This is a genomic window from Pseudomonas sp. FP2309 (genome assembly GCF_030687575.1).
Taxonomy (GTDB): domain Bacteria; phylum Pseudomonadota; class Gammaproteobacteria; order Pseudomonadales; family Pseudomonadaceae; genus Aquipseudomonas.
Genome location: NZ_CP117439.1, coordinates 2579167 through 2592126, shown reverse-complemented (window position 1 = coordinate 2592126; position 12960 = coordinate 2579167). Strand labels below are relative to the sequence as shown.

At 62.7% G+C, this 12960-nt stretch carries 13 protein-coding genes; 9 read left to right on the top strand and 4 right to left on the bottom strand.

What is annotated here, in order from left to right:
• Nucleotides 1-140: 140 nt before the first annotated feature.
• The 5 genes from PSH59_RS11855 to PSH59_RS11835 are packed head-to-tail and all read left to right on the top strand — an operon-like array spanning nucleotide 141 to nucleotide 5231.
• Nucleotides 141-1154 carry a LacI family DNA-binding transcriptional regulator gene (locus PSH59_RS11855; protein WP_305395134.1) on the top strand — a complete coding sequence of 338 codons (1014 nt, stop codon included), beginning with the start codon at nucleotides 141-143 and terminating at the stop codon, nucleotides 1152-1154.
• A gap of 42 nt (nucleotides 1155-1196) precedes the next feature.
• A complete protein-coding gene (locus PSH59_RS11850) occupies nucleotides 1197-1979 on the top strand; it encodes a sugar phosphate isomerase/epimerase (RefSeq protein WP_305395133.1) in 783 nt (260 codons plus the stop codon).
• The gene (locus PSH59_RS11845) at nucleotides 1972-2913 is read left to right on the top strand and encodes a sugar kinase (RefSeq protein WP_305395132.1); all 942 of its coding nucleotides are present in this window, start codon (nucleotides 1972-1974) and stop codon (nucleotides 2911-2913) included. The genes PSH59_RS11850 and PSH59_RS11845 overlap by 8 nt, the downstream gene beginning before the upstream one ends.
• Before the next feature lie 45 nt (nucleotides 2914-2958).
• Nucleotides 2959-4257, top strand: coding sequence for an MFS transporter (locus PSH59_RS11840; RefSeq protein WP_248083746.1), 1299 nt, complete (start codon nucleotides 2959-2961; stop codon nucleotides 4255-4257).
• Nucleotides 4254-5231 (top strand): NAD(P)-dependent oxidoreductase, encoded by a 978-nt coding sequence (locus PSH59_RS11835; protein WP_305395131.1) that lies wholly within the window; start codon nucleotides 4254-4256, stop codon nucleotides 5229-5231. Before PSH59_RS11840 ends, PSH59_RS11835 begins: the two co-directional genes overlap by 4 nt.
• A 64-nt stretch (nucleotides 5232-5295) precedes the next feature.
• Here PSH59_RS11835 and PSH59_RS11830 read toward each other — a convergent pair whose 3' ends face one another.
• Nucleotides 5296-6921 (bottom strand): methyl-accepting chemotaxis protein, encoded by a 1626-nt coding sequence (locus tag PSH59_RS11830; protein ID WP_305395130.1) that lies wholly within the window; start codon nucleotides 6919-6921, stop codon nucleotides 5296-5298.
• A 233-nt stretch (nucleotides 6922-7154) separates the two neighbouring features.
• On the opposite strand from PSH59_RS11830, the gene PSH59_RS11825 reads away from it, so the two are divergent.
• Together PSH59_RS11825 and PSH59_RS11820 are read left to right on the top strand one after the other, a co-directional pair.
• Nucleotides 7155-8582 carry a nucleobase:cation symporter-2 family protein gene (locus tag PSH59_RS11825; RefSeq protein WP_305395129.1) on the top strand — a complete coding sequence of 476 codons (1428 nt, stop codon included), beginning with the start codon at nucleotides 7155-7157 and terminating at the stop codon, nucleotides 8580-8582.
• A 12-nt stretch (nucleotides 8583-8594) separates the two neighbouring features.
• Nucleotides 8595-9056, top strand: coding sequence for an LEA type 2 family protein (locus PSH59_RS11820; protein WP_305395128.1), 462 nt, complete (start codon nucleotides 8595-8597; stop codon nucleotides 9054-9056).
• A 9-nt stretch (nucleotides 9057-9065) separates the two neighbouring features.
• Here the strand turns inward: PSH59_RS11820 and PSH59_RS11815 are convergent, their stop codons facing one another.
• Nucleotides 9066-9992 (bottom strand): carbon-nitrogen hydrolase family protein, encoded by a 927-nt coding sequence (locus PSH59_RS11815; RefSeq protein WP_305395127.1) that lies wholly within the window; start codon nucleotides 9990-9992, stop codon nucleotides 9066-9068.
• 91 nt (nucleotides 9993-10083) lie between these two features.
• Here PSH59_RS11815 and PSH59_RS11810 point away from each other — a divergent pair, with 91 nt between their 5' ends.
• Complete coding sequence (locus tag PSH59_RS11810) at nucleotides 10084-11004, top strand: LysR family transcriptional regulator (RefSeq protein ID WP_305395126.1); 921 nt, start codon at nucleotides 10084-10086, stop codon at nucleotides 11002-11004.
• On the opposite strand, the gene PSH59_RS11805 is transcribed toward PSH59_RS11810, so the two are convergent.
• Complete coding sequence (locus PSH59_RS11805) at nucleotides 10976-11230, bottom strand: hypothetical protein (protein ID WP_003190904.1); 255 nt, start codon at nucleotides 11228-11230, stop codon at nucleotides 10976-10978. The genes PSH59_RS11810 and PSH59_RS11805 overlap by 29 nt on opposite strands.
• 164 nt (nucleotides 11231-11394) lie before the next feature.
• Between PSH59_RS11805 and PSH59_RS11800 the strand changes: the two genes are divergently transcribed.
• The gene (locus PSH59_RS11800; RefSeq protein ID WP_248083739.1) at nucleotides 11395-11715 is read left to right on the top strand and encodes a YqjD family protein; all 321 of its coding nucleotides are present in this window, start codon (nucleotides 11395-11397) and stop codon (nucleotides 11713-11715) included.
• Nucleotides 11716-11756: 41 nt separating this feature from the next.
• Here PSH59_RS11800 and PSH59_RS11795 read toward each other — a convergent pair whose 3' ends face one another.
• Nucleotides 11757-12794: an Ldh family oxidoreductase gene (locus tag PSH59_RS11795; RefSeq protein WP_305395125.1), complete on the bottom strand. Its 1038-nt coding sequence runs from the start codon at nucleotides 12792-12794 to the stop codon at nucleotides 11757-11759.
• Between the last annotated feature and the right edge of the window lie 166 nt (nucleotides 12795-12960).

The following is a 12960-nucleotide window of genomic DNA, read 5'->3' as shown; positions in this document are numbered from 1 at the left end:
GGTAACGCTGCCGTTCGTCGGGCGCACCCACCGAGCATTTCCACGTTTGCGCACAAAGGCACTTGACGTTTTTGGGTTGTTGCGGTTTCCTGAAACCGGTTTCACCGCTATACAACATCCAATAAGAAAGGCCTGCCACCGTGACTACTTTTTCCGCCGCCCAGCGCAGCCGCGTCACCATGCTCGATGTGGCCGAGCGCGCCGGCGTGTCCAAGGCCAGTGTGTCGCGCTTTATTGGCGATGACCGTGCCCTGCTCTCCGATGCCACGGCGCTGCGCATCGAGCAAGCCATCGAGGAACTCGGCTACCGCCCCAACCAGATGGCCCGCGGCCTCAAGCGTGGGCGCACCCGCCTGATCGGCATGCTGGTGGCCGATATCCGCAACCCCTATTCCATTGCCGTGATGCACGGCGTCGAAACCGCCTGCCGCCAGCATGGCTACAGCCTGGTGGTGTGCAATACCGACCGCGATGACGAGCAGGAACGCCAACACCTGGCGGCGCTGCGTTCGTACAACATCGAAGGGCTGATCGTGAACACCCTCGGCCATCACCTCGACAGGTTGCTGGAATTACAGCGCGAGATGCCCCTGGTGCTGGTGGACCGCAAAGTCGAGCCGCTGCACAGCGACCTGGTGGGGTTGGACAACCCTGCCGCCGTGCGCATGGCCGTGGAACACCTGGAACAGCAAGGCTACCGCGAGGTGTTGCTGGTGAGCGAAGCCACCGACGGCACCAGCTCACGCCTGGAGCGCCTGGCGAGCTTCAAGGCCGAAATTGCCGCGCGCCCCGGCTTGAGCGGCGCGGTGCTGGAACTGGACGACGCGCTGCACATTCACCTGCAAGCCTTTCTCGCAAAACCCGGCGCCAAGGCGTTGTTCTGCGCCAACGGCGTCGCTGCCCTGACCTGCACTCGCGCACTCAAGGCGTTGGGCGTTGACCTGTTTGCCGACGTCGGCCTGATCGCCCTGGATGACCTGGACTGGTATCCGCTGGTGGGTTCCGGCATCACCGCCCTCGCCCAGCCCACCGAAGCGATTGGCGCCAGCGCGTTCGACTGCCTGCTCAAGCGCCTGCGCGGCGACACTGCGCCGACGCGCACCCTGGATTTCCTGCCGGAGCTGATTGTTCGCGGCTCGACACAACCCACTTAAATTTTTTGCACAAAAATGAAACCGGTTTCAGAGGTAACAACAATGCATAAATACCCCGTCTCCATCAGCCTCTCCAGCTACGGCGCCGACCTGGTCCGCCGGCAGGGCCAATTGAGTTTCGTTGAGTTACTGGCCGCCGCCGGGGCGCAACGCATTGAATGGCGTGAAGAGTTGCTTACCGTCGAGAGGCCCACCGAGCTGTCAGCCGCCGCGGCCGCTCACGGCCTTGAAGCCGTGTTCTCATCGCCGCTGGAGCTGTGGGTCGCCGGCCGCGCTCAGCCGAATGCCGAGCTGGCTGCCACCCTGGATCGCGCCCACACCTTCGGTGCTCGTTGGCTGAAAGTCTCCCTGGGTTACTTCACCGATACCAATGACCTGGACAGCCTGCACGCCCTGCTCAACCGGCACCCGGTCGCGCTGCTGGTGGAAAACGACCAGACCCTGCACGGCGGACGTATCGAGCCGATGCAGCGCTTCTTCAGCGCAGTCGAACGCTTGGGCCTGCCGGTGAAGATGACCTTCGACATCGGCAACTGGCAGTGGCAGGACCAGTCCGCCCTCACCGCTGCACGCCTGCTGGGCCGGCACGTGGACTATCTGCATTGCAAAGCCGTGGCGCGCCGCGCGGACGGCAAACTGGTGGCGCTGCCGCCCGGCGCCACTGACCTGCAACTGTGGGAACAACTGCTCAAGCACATGACTCAAGGCATTACACGGGCCGTGGAATTTCCGCTGCAAGGCGATGACCTGACCGAGGTCACCGCGCAACAGGTCGCCAGCCTCGCCCTGCTTGGCCAACCCCGTGAGGAGAACGCCCATGTCTGATATCGATATCCTGTCGTTCGGCGAAACCATGGCGATGTTTGTCGCCGAGCAGGCCGGTGATCTGGCCCAGGTCACGCAGTTTCACAAACGCATCGCCGGGGCCGACAGCAATGTTGCCATCGGCCTGTCACGCCTGGGCTTCAACGTGGCATGGTTGAGCCGCGTCGGTGACGATTCCCTCGGGCGCTTTGTGGTCGACACCTTGCAGAAGGAAGGCTTGGATTGCCGGCATGTGGCGGTCGATCCCTTGCACCCCACCGGCTTTCAGTTCAAGTCCCGCGAAGACACCGGCGCCGATCCCCAGGTGGAGTACTTCCGCAAAGGCTCCGCCGCCAGCCACTTGTCCATCGCGGCCATCAGCCCGGCGCTGCTGCAGGCGCGCCATTTGCACGCCACGGGCATTCCGCCGGCGCTGTCCGAAGCCACCGGCGAACTGTCCCGCGAGCTGATGACGCAGATGCGCAAAGCCGGGCACAGCGTGTCGTTCGACCCCAATCTGCGCCCCTCGCTATGGGCCAGCCAGACGCAGATGGTCCGCGAGATCAACGCCCTCGCCGGCCTGGCCGACTGGGTACTGCCGGGCCTGGGCGAAGGCCGTTTGCTCACCGGTTTCGACGACCCGGCGGATATCGCCGCGTTTTACCTCGACCGGGGCGCCGAGGCGGTGGCCATCAAGCTCGGTCCCGACGGCGCTTACTTTCGCACCCACATGGACCAAGGCTTTGTCGACGCCGTACGCGTGGAACAGGTGGTGGACACCGTCGGTGCCGGCGACGGCTTTGCCGTGGGCATGATCAGCGCCCTGCTCGAAAATTCAGGCTTTCGCGAGGCCGTACAACGCGGCAATTGGATCGGCAGCCGCGCCGTGCAAAGCCGCGGCGATATGGAAGGCCTGCCGACTCGCGCCGAATTACCCGCCCGATCCGTTGCGTGACCCACACCCTGTTGCCACAACTACAACAAGCTCAGGAGCAAGCCCATGGACACCGTGAAATTCGCCACCCGCCGCTGGTGGTACATCATGCCCATCGTTTTTATCACTTACAGCCTGGCCTACCTGGACCGCGCCAACTACGGCTTCGCCGCCGCCTCCGGGATGGCCGAAGACTTGATGATCACCCCCGGCATGTCGTCATTGCTGGGGGCGCTGTTCTTCCTCGGTTACTTCTTCTTTCAAGTGCCGGGGGCGATCTATGCGCAAAAGCGCAGCGTCAAAAAACTGATTTTCGTCAGCCTTATCCTGTGGGGCAGCCTGGCCACCCTCACCGGCGTAGTCTCCAACGCCTACATGCTGATCGTCATTCGCTTCATGCTCGGCGTGGTCGAGGCCGCAGTGATGCCAGCGATGCTGGTGTACCTGTGCCACTGGTTCACCCGTGCCGAACGCTCACGGGCCAACACCTTTCTGATCCTCGGCAACCCGGTGACCATGCTGTGGATGTCGGTGGTCTCGGGCTATCTGGTGCAGCATTTCAGCTGGCGCTGGATGTTCATCATTGAAGGCTTGCCGGCGGTCTTGTGGGCGTTTATCTGGTGGCGCCTGGCCGATGAGCGTCCCAAGGACGCCAAATGGCTGAGCGACAGCGAAAAAAATGCCCTGGAAAGTGCCCTCGCCGCCGAACAGGTGGGCATCAAGGCAGTGAAGAACTACGGCGAAGCCTTCCGCTCGCCCAAGGTGATCATCCTGGCGTTGCAGTTTTTCTGCTGGAGCATCGGCGTGTACGGCTTTGTGCTGTGGCTGCCGTCGATCCTCAAGGCCGGTTTGCAAATGGACATGGTCGAAGCCGGCTGGCTGTCGGCGCTGCCTTACCTGGCGGCGGTGATCGGCATGCTGGCGGTGAGCTGGGGCTCGGACAAGCTGCAAAAGCGTAAACGCTTCGTGTGGCCGCCGCTGCTGATCGCCTCGATTGCGTTCTACGCCTCCTACGTCCTCGGCGCCGAACACTTCTGGTGGTCCTACACCCTGCTGGTAATTGCCGGCGCGTGCATGTATGCGCCTTATGGGCCGTTCTTTGCCATCGTCCCGGAAATCCTGCCGGCCAACGTCGCCGGTGGCGCCATGGCGCTGATCAACAGCATGGGCGCGCTCGGCTCGTTCGGCGGCTCGTACCTGGTGGGTTACCTCAATAGCAGCACCGGCTCGCCCGGCGCTTCGTACCTGTTGATGAGCGGTGCGTTGATGCTGTCGGTGGTGCTGACGATTTTCCTCAAGCCCGGCGCCAGTGACCGTGAACGCGCGCCCCTGGCGCCCCTTGAACTGAAGGTGAAAGCCCAATGAAAAAGTCTGTGATTTTATACAAAAAGCTCTCCGCGCCGCTGATGGCCCGGCTGCACGAACAGGCCGACGTCACCCTGATCGACGCGTTGGACGACAGCGGTCTGGCCGCGCTGCGCGACGCCCTGCCCACGGCCCATGGCCTGCTGGGCGCCAGTCTGCGCCTGGATGCCGAACTGCTCGACCTCGCCCCGCACCTGAAAGCCGTGGCCAGCGTGTCGGTGGGGGTCGACAACTACGATATTGATTACCTGACCCGGCGCGGCATCCTGCTGAGCAACACCCCCGACGTGCTCACTGAAACCACCGCCGACACTGGCTTTGCGTTGATCCTGGCCACCGCCCGACGCGTGGTCGAGCTGGCGGATATGGTGCGTGCCGGCCAGTGGAACAAGAACATCGGCCCGGCGCACTTCGGCAGCGATGTGCATGGCAAGACCCTGGGCATCATCGGCATGGGCCGTATCGGCGAAGCCCTGGCCCAGCGGGGGCATTTTGGCTTCGGTATGCCGGTGATCTACCACAGCCAGTCCCCCAAGCCCGCCGTGGAGCAGCGTTTTGGTGCGCAGTACCGCAGCTTGCCGGCGTTGCTCCAAGAGGCTGATTTTGTGTGCCTGACGTTGCCGCTCACGGCGCAAACCGAGCGACTGATCGGTGCTGAGCAGTTTGCACAGATGGGCGCCGAGACGATATTTATCAATATCTCGCGGGGCAAGGTGGTGGACGAAGCGGCGCTGATCGAGGCGTTGCAGCAGCGCACCATTCGTGCGGCAGGGTTGGATGTGTTCGAGCGCGAGCCGCTGCGTCATGACTCGCCGTTACTGCGTTTGAAAAACGTGGTGGCGACGCCGCATATCGGTTCGGCGACCCATGAAACGCGCGAAGCGATGGCCACGTGTGCGGTGGATAATCTGCTGGCCGCGCTGGCAGGCGAAAAACCCAAAAACCTGGTCAATCCATCCGCGTGGAAACCCTGAGCCCCTGTGGCAAGCGGGCTCGCCACAACAGGCCCGTTCGCCGCAGAGTGCGCGGTGCCCGTGGTTAAATCACGAAGCGCGCCACCATCCCATTCAGGTCCACCGCCAGGCGCGACAGTTCATGGCTGGCCGCGCTGGTCTGGTTGGCCCCCGCCGCCGACTGGGTGGCCAGGTCACGGATGTTGACGAGATTGCGGTCCACTTCCCGCGACACCTGAGCCTGCTCTTGCGACGCACTGGCGATCACCAGGTTGCGCTCGTTGATCAAGCTGATCGACTGGGTGATCTGCTCCAGCGCCACCCCGGCGGCGCGGGCCATTTCCAGCGTGTTTTGCGTACGCTGATTACTCTGCTGCATGGATTGCACGGCTTCACCGGTGCCGTTCTGGATGCCGGCGACCATTTTTTCGATCTCCTGAGTCGACTGCGCCGTGCGATGAGCCAGGGCCCGCACTTCGTCAGCCACCACCGCAAAACCGCGCCCGGCTTCGCCGGCACGGGCCGCTTCGATGGCGGCATTGAGCGCCAGCAAGTTGGTCTGCTCGGCAATCGCGCGGATCACGTCGAGCACCTTGCCGATGTCGCGGCCTTGGGTGGCCAGGCCTTCGATCATCACGGCGGTGTTTTGCACGTCAAGGGTCATGGTCTGGATCGCGCCGACGGTTTCCATCACCCGGTCGCGGCCCTCGCGCGCGGCACTGCTGGACTGCCCGGACGCTTCGGAAGTGGACACCGCGTTGCGGGCGACTTCTTCCACTGCTGCCGTCATCTCATTGACCGCGGTCGCGGCCTGATCGATTTCATTGTTCTGCTGCTGCAAGCCTTTGGAGGCTTCCTCGGTGACGGCGCTCAGCTCTTCAGCGGCAGACGCCAGTTGCGTGGCCGAGCCGGCGATGTGCTGGATGGTCTGGCGCAGGTTGGCTTGCATGGTGGCCAAGGCACCGAGCAGGCGCGCGGGCTCGTCTCTGCCTTCGTCTTCGATGGTTTTGCTGAGGTCGCCGGCGGCAATGGTCTCGGCTACGCCCAGCGCTTTGCGCAACGGCGTGACGATGCTGCGGGTCAGCAGCCAGGCCAGCATTACAGTGAGCAGCGCGGCGGCGAGCGACACCCCAATCACACCGGCGATAGCGCTGTCGTAACCCTGCCCGGCGTCAGCGTCCGCCGCCTTGGCGTCGGCTGCGTTGATCGCAATCAGCTTGTTCAACTGCTCTCCCATCTTGTCGGTGCCTTCCTTGACGCGGCTGTTGATAAGCGCACGCATCTCTTCAACCTTGCCTTGCCTGGAAAGGACGAGCATGTCGGCCTGGGCCTTCAAATAGTTTTCAAGCGTGGCACTGAAGGTATTGAACAGCGCCGACTCCTCCGGACCGAAGGGCAATGCCGCGTAAGCAGCCTGGGCGGTTTTGACCTTATCGGTCAGTACGCCGATGCGCGCTTCAGCTTCCTGCAGGGCGGCCGGCTCACGGTTGACCAGTACCCGAAATGACAGAATGCGCATGCGCAGCACGTTTTCGGTCATGGTCGCCAGATGCGTCACACTCGGCAACTGGTTGGCACTCATAGCCACCGACGCCTCGCGAATCAGCGTCATGCGGTTGACCGCAAACACTCCCAATACAACGACTAGAAACGCAATAAGCGCGAAACCCAGAGAGGCTCGAGGGGCGATATTCAGCTGGCGAAGGGACATAGACAGATTCTCGGAAGTAGTGTTTGCGCACATCCATGCGGCGAAACGATCGGCGTACGTCAACGCGCAGCGCAGACCCTGGCCACCCCTGTTGTTATTGATCGGTGGGCCTGTAACCGTTATCGGCTGGGTACCGGGTTTTACACAGGACATTCATAAATATTTTTTCACACTTCTGACCACTGGCCGTTTCTGGCATCCTGCGCCTCCATTTTCTGACCCGAGCCCATATTTTGTCTGACGCTCAAGCCCCCCGCCCGCGCTATAAATCCGACCTGATCTATGGCCTTGACGACCGCCCGCATTTCACCGCGGCGCTATTTGCCGCGCTGCAACATGTGCTGGCCAGTTTTGTCGGCATCATCACCCCCACCCTGATCGTTGGCGGCGTGCTTGGCCTGGAAAGCGAGGTGCCGTACCTGGTGAGCATGGCGCTGTTCGTGTCGGGGCTTGGCACCTTTGTGCAGGCGCGTAAGTTCGGTCCGATCGGTTCGGGCTTGCTGTGCCTGCAGGGCACCAGCTTTTCGTTTATCAGCGTGATCCTCAGCGCAGGCTTTATGGTCAAGGCCCGCGGCGGCGGCACCGATGAGATCCTCTCGACGATCTTTGGCATCTGTTTTTTCGCCGCTTTTATCGAGGTGGTGCTCAGCCAGTTCATCGGTAAGCTGCGCAAACTGATCACCCCCGTGGTGACCGGCACCATCATCACGCTGATGGGTTTGTCGCTGATCAAAGTGGCGGTCACCGACATGGCCGGTGGCTTTGGTGCCAGCGACCTCGGCGCGGCCGGTAATATGGGCCTGGCCGCGCTGGTGCTGCTGACCATTGTGGTGCTTAACCGATTCAACAACCCGTTCCTGCGCCTGGGCTCGATTGTGATCGGCCTGACCCTGGGCTTTGTGGTGGCCTGGTGGCTGGGCCGCGTGGACATGGCGGCCTTGCCCCAGGTGCCGTTGATCAGCGTGCCGGTGCCGTTCAAATATGGCTTCTCGTTCGACTGGGTGGCGTTTATTCCAGTGGCGGTGATCTTCCTGATTTCGCCCTTGGAAGCCGCCGGAGACCTGACCGCCAACTCGATGATTTCCCAGCAGCCGGTCAAGGGCCCGCTGTATATCAAGCGCATCAAGGCTGGCCTGCTGGCCGACGGCCTCAACTCGGCGATGGCGGCGACCTTCAACAGCCTGCCGATGGTGACGTTTGCCCAGAACAACGGCGTGATCCAGTTGACCGGCGTGGCCAGCCGCTACGTGGCGTACTTTATTGCCGGCCTGCTGGTGCTGCTGGGCCTGTTCCCGATGATCGGCGCGGTGCTGCAACTGATGCCCAAGCCGGTGCTGGGCGGTGCGACCCTGATTATGTTCGGCACCGTGGCGGTGGCCGGTATCAAGATCCTCGCCGAAGCCGGGCTGCATCGACGCAATGTGCTGATCGTGGCGATCTCCCTGGGCATGGGCCTGGGCGTCGCCGCCGTGCCGCAAGTGCTGCGCGAATTGCCTCAGGCGCTGCATAACATCTTCGAGTCGCCGATTACCGTGGGCGCGTTTTGTGCCATCGTGCTGAACATTTTCCTGCCCGAGGAGTTCATAGAGCTGGAGGAAGATGAATTTGATCCGGAGTCTTCTACCCTCAAAGTCATGCAGGACCCGGACGTCACGAAATAGGAGCACCTGTTAATGCGCAAGCTCATGGTTCTATCACTGTTGTTGCTGACCTTGAGCGCCTGCGCGCTGTTCCCCAACCGCGACCCGGTCACGGTCAACGTGGTGGGCATCGAGCCGCTGCAAAGCCAGGAGCTGGAAGTGCGCTTCGCGGTAAAACTGCGGGTGCAGAACCCCAACGAAACTGCGATCGATTACAACGGCGTGGCCCTGGACCTGGAGGTCAATGGCCGGCCGTTGGCGTCGGGGGTGAGCGACCAGGCCGGGAGCATTCCACGCTTTTCGGAGCGGGTGCTGATAGTGCCGGTAAGCGTTTCGGCATTCTCGGTGTTGCGCCAGACCCTGGGCCTGAGCCAGACCCAGAGCTTGAACAACTTGCCCTACGTGCTGCGCGGCAAGCTGGCGGGAGGTGTGTTCGGCACCCTGCGGTTTGTGGACCGCGGCACCCTGGATATGCCGAACGCTGCAACCTGGTAGTCACACTGCTCAGTCAGCGATAAACCGCACCCCGGGCTTTTCGCGTTCGTCCACCGTCAACTCAAACACATCCGGCCGGGCGTAATGCCCCACCACGTCATAGTCATACCGTGCGCGCACCAGGTCATCGGTATTGATCCGTGCGGTCAGCAGCCCTGCTTTACCCAGCAGCGGACCGGCAAGAATGTCGCCCATCGGACCGACGATCACACTGCCGCCGGCGATCAGTGGGCGGTCTGACGGCCAGTTGGCAATCTCCAGCCCCAACGCCTCAGGCGAGGCCTGCACCTGGCAGGCACTCACCACAAAGCAGCGCCCCTCATGGGCCACGTGGCGCATGCTCACCTGCCACATGTCGCGCTCATCCACCGTGGGCGCACACCACACCTCGACCCCTTTGGCGTACATCGCCGTGCGCAACAGCGGCATCATGTTTTCCCAGCACACGGCGCCGCCGATGCGCCCTACCGCCGCGTCGATCACCGGCAAGGTCGAGCCGTCGCCCTTGCCCCAAATCAGCCGTTCGGTGCCGGTGGGCATCAGCTTGCGGTGCTTGGCCACCAGGCCCCCGGTCGGTTCGATATACAACATGGTGCAGTACAAGGTGCTGCCGCTGCGCTCGATCACCCCCAGCACCAGGCTCGCGCCGGTGCGCGCCGACAGGCCGACGAGCGCCTCGGTCTCGGCACCCGGCACATCAATGGCATTGGCAAAGTAGCGGGCAAAGGCTTCGCGACCCTCGGGCAAGCGGTAGCCCAGTTGCGTGCCGAACCCTTCACCCTTGGGGTAGCCGCCGAGCAACGCCTCGGGCATGACCACCAGTTGCGCGCCACTGCGTTTGATCTCGTCCTCATAGCTCAGGATTTGTTCGAGGGTTTCAGCCTTGCCACTTGGCAGGGAGCCGATTTGCAAAGCAGCCACGGTAGACACAGGCATCAAGATCACTCCAAAAAGGGCGGGTTGCGCATTCTGCTGCCAGCCAGGATCATGAATAAAGCCCACCTCAGCACTGAATGATATGAGCCAAATGAATATCGCCCAGGTCGATCTGAACCTGCTCAAAACCTTCGAAGCCCTGCATGACGAGTCCAGCGCCTCCCGCGCTGCATTGCGCCTGGGCGTGACCCAATCGGCCATCAGCGCTGGCCTGCGGCGTTTGCGCCAGGTGTATGGCGACCCGTTATTCGTACGCACCGGCCGCGGCCTGGCGCCGACGCTGCGGGCCAATCAGTTGAAGCCGGTGATCAGTGAGGCGTTGGACCGCTGCCGCCAGAGCCTGGCGATGGTCAATCCGGAACACCCGCACTATCAGGGGCGCTCGGTGGTGGTGGGGCTGTCCGACGATTTTGAAATCGCCTACGGCCGTCGGTTGATGTGGGAGATCGCGCAACGTTTGCCGAAACTGCGCGTGATTTTCCGCCAGACCCACAGCCAGATCGTCGCAAGCGCCCTGCTCGAGCGCACGCTGGACCTGGCAATTACGGCCGGTGGCTTTGCCCAGAACCGCTTGAGTCGCCAGGTGTTGGCAGAAGGCGATTACCGCTGCCTGGTGGACCCGGCCACGCTTGCGCCTGAGCAGCACGGCATCAGCCTCGACGAATTTGTCGCCCGCGAGCACGTATTGGTGTCGTCCGGCGGTTTTATCGGGATTACCGATGAGGGGTTGGCGGCGCTGGGCCTGAGCCGCCAGGTATGCGCCTCGACCAGCCACTTTGCCGCGCTGCCGTTTCTGCTCAAGGGCAGCCAGGCGGTGGCGACCATTCCTGGGCATGCGGCGCAGGCCATCGCGGAGATGACGGGCCTGCGTGTACTGCCCTGCCCCCTGGCGCTGCCGCGCTACCCGGTGGAACTGGGTTGGCGCACCCAGGTGCAATTGGACCCGATGTTGCTCAAGGTACGCGAGGCGATCGTGGCGAGTTTTACTTCGCCGCTGCCATCAGCTTGTTGACTTCACTGCGCACCATATTGGAAAACTCCGGCGGCGACATGCCGTCGAGCTCGGCGCGGACCCATTCGGCCCATTTGCCCTTGCGCTTGGCACGCTCACCGAACAATCGCGCGGCTTCGCCCTTGGCTTTGCCCAGGTTGGTTTGCCACAGGTCGTACAGGCGGGACTTTTCATCTTCCAGCTCGGCGCGTTCGGCGAGGGTTTTGTTGGCGAGATTGAAGCTCATGTTGAATTACCTGCTGCACAAATAGGTGACATCTTACACGGTAGGTCGAAACTTCCAGATTCGGATTTAGCTCAAGACCACGCGCGCCTCAAAAAAAACGCAACTTTTGGCACGGCGCGATACTCCATTGTTCACTGTCACATTCACCCGCAAGGAGTCACACAATGGCCCGCAAAACCGCTGCTCAAGCTGCCGAAGACCAAATCAAGGATCAAGCCTTCAGCGAACTCACGGCGCTGATCGAAGAGTCGGACAAGCTGCTCAAGAGCAGCGCCTCACTGGTCGGCGAAGAAGGTGAAACCCTGCGCGAACAAGTGGCGATCAAGCTCAAGCAAGCCCTGGACTCGGTGTCCAACGTGCGCGAGCGCAGCAAGCCGGTGGTGGATGCCACCGAGACCTACATCGGTGGCCACCCGTGGCAGACCGTGGCCATCTCTGCAGGCTTCGGCCTGGTGGTTGGCCTGTTGCTGGGTCGCCGCAACTGACTGGCCGGGCTGCGCCGTTGGCGCAGCCCGTTTTCAATCGTTCAATCCGCCAGCAGCGCCTGCAATTGCGCCAAGTCGCGCGCCTCCAGTTCGATCCCCGCTTCCAACGATTTCGCCCGTGTGCGATGACGTCGATCCCCCGGCAAACGCCGTAACCCCGCCGCATGCATCTGCCGCACCAGTTCCTGGCTGCGCTCGGCGAAGTTTTGCCCGGCGGTTTTGCTCGGGTCAATCACGATTACCAACTGCCCGGTCCAGGGCGTGCGTGCGCCGGGATGATCGGCCCAGTTGAACTCGAAGGAGAAGTTGCCACCGGTCAACGCCGCCGCCAGCAACTCGACCATCATCGACAAGGCCGAGCCCTTGTGCCCGCCAAACGGCAGCAACGCGCCGCCTTCCAGCACGGCCTTAGGGTCCTGGGTGGGCTGCCCGAGGCTGTCAACACCCATGCCCGGCGGCAAACGCTCGCCTTTGCGCGCGGCAATTTGCACATCGCCGTGGGCAATGGCGCTGGTGGCCAGGTCGAACACAATCGGCGCGCCGTCGGCACGTGGCGCGGCGAAAGCGATGGGATTGGTGCCGAACAGCGGACGGTCGGCGCCATGGGGCACCACGCAGGTCATGCTGTTAACCACGCTCAGCGCCACCAGGCCTTCTTCGGCGAAGGGTTCGACATCGGGCCAGAGGGCGGCGAAATGGTGGGAATTGTGAATAGCCAGCAACGCAATACCGGCACTGCGAGTCTTATCGATCAGCAGCGAGCGCGCCGCCGCCAGCGCCGGCTGGGCGAAGCCGTTGGCGGCATCGACCCGCACGAAACCTGAGGCCACATCGGTGACCACCGGCACGGCCTTGCCGTCCACCCAGCCGCTGGCCAGGGTGCTGAGGTAGCCGGGGATGCGAAAGATGCCGTGGCTATGAGCGCCGTCGCGCTCGGCGCTGGCGCAGTTGTGCGCCAGAATCGCCGCCACCTCAGGCGAGGTGCCGTGCTTCACAAAGATGGCGTGGAGCAACCCTGTCAGGTCGCTGAAACCAATGAACGCTGTCGCACTGTCGACGATCGGGGACTGGGCAGACATCTGTAGCTCCGATTTTATAATTGGAAGAGACAACAACAATCCAGACCGCCGATTAAACAACGCCTGCGGTGCTTGCTGTCAACGACCGTTGTGAGTCTGGCCCAGTTATCTACCGCCAGCCGCCCAACGATGCCTCCTACCTTGGTGCCTCTACCCCGCCACCTCA

Excerpts from the sequence above, each read along its gene's own strand:
- PSH59_RS11850 (WP_305395133.1), top strand. The coding sequence starts at position 1,197 with ATGCATAAATACCCCGTCTCCATCAGCCTCTCCAGCTACGGCGCCGAC.
- PSH59_RS11845 (WP_305395132.1), top strand. The coding sequence starts at position 1,972 with ATGTCTGATATCGATATCCTGTCGTTCGGCGAAACCATGGCGATGTTT.
- PSH59_RS11840 (WP_248083746.1), top strand. The coding sequence starts at position 2,959 with ATGGACACCGTGAAATTCGCCACCCGCCGCTGGTGGTACATCATGCCC.
- PSH59_RS11835 (WP_305395131.1), top strand. The coding sequence starts at position 4,254 with ATGAAAAAGTCTGTGATTTTATACAAAAAGCTCTCCGCGCCGCTGATG.
- PSH59_RS11830 (WP_305395130.1), bottom strand. The coding sequence starts at position 6,921 with ATGTCCCTTCGCCAGCTGAATATCGCCCCTCGAGCCTCTCTGGGTTTC.
- PSH59_RS11820 (WP_305395128.1), top strand. The coding sequence starts at position 8,595 with ATGCGCAAGCTCATGGTTCTATCACTGTTGTTGCTGACCTTGAGCGCC.
- PSH59_RS11815 (WP_305395127.1), bottom strand. The coding sequence starts at position 9,992 with ATGCCTGTGTCTACCGTGGCTGCTTTGCAAATCGGCTCCCTGCCAAGT.
- PSH59_RS11810 (WP_305395126.1), top strand. The coding sequence starts at position 10,084 with ATGAATATCGCCCAGGTCGATCTGAACCTGCTCAAAACCTTCGAAGCC.
- PSH59_RS11805 (WP_003190904.1), bottom strand. The coding sequence starts at position 11,230 with ATGAGCTTCAATCTCGCCAACAAAACCCTCGCCGAACGCGCCGAGCTG.
- PSH59_RS11800 (WP_248083739.1), top strand. The coding sequence starts at position 11,395 with ATGGCCCGCAAAACCGCTGCTCAAGCTGCCGAAGACCAAATCAAGGAT.
- PSH59_RS11795 (WP_305395125.1), bottom strand. The coding sequence starts at position 12,794 with ATGTCTGCCCAGTCCCCGATCGTCGACAGTGCGACAGCGTTCATTGGT.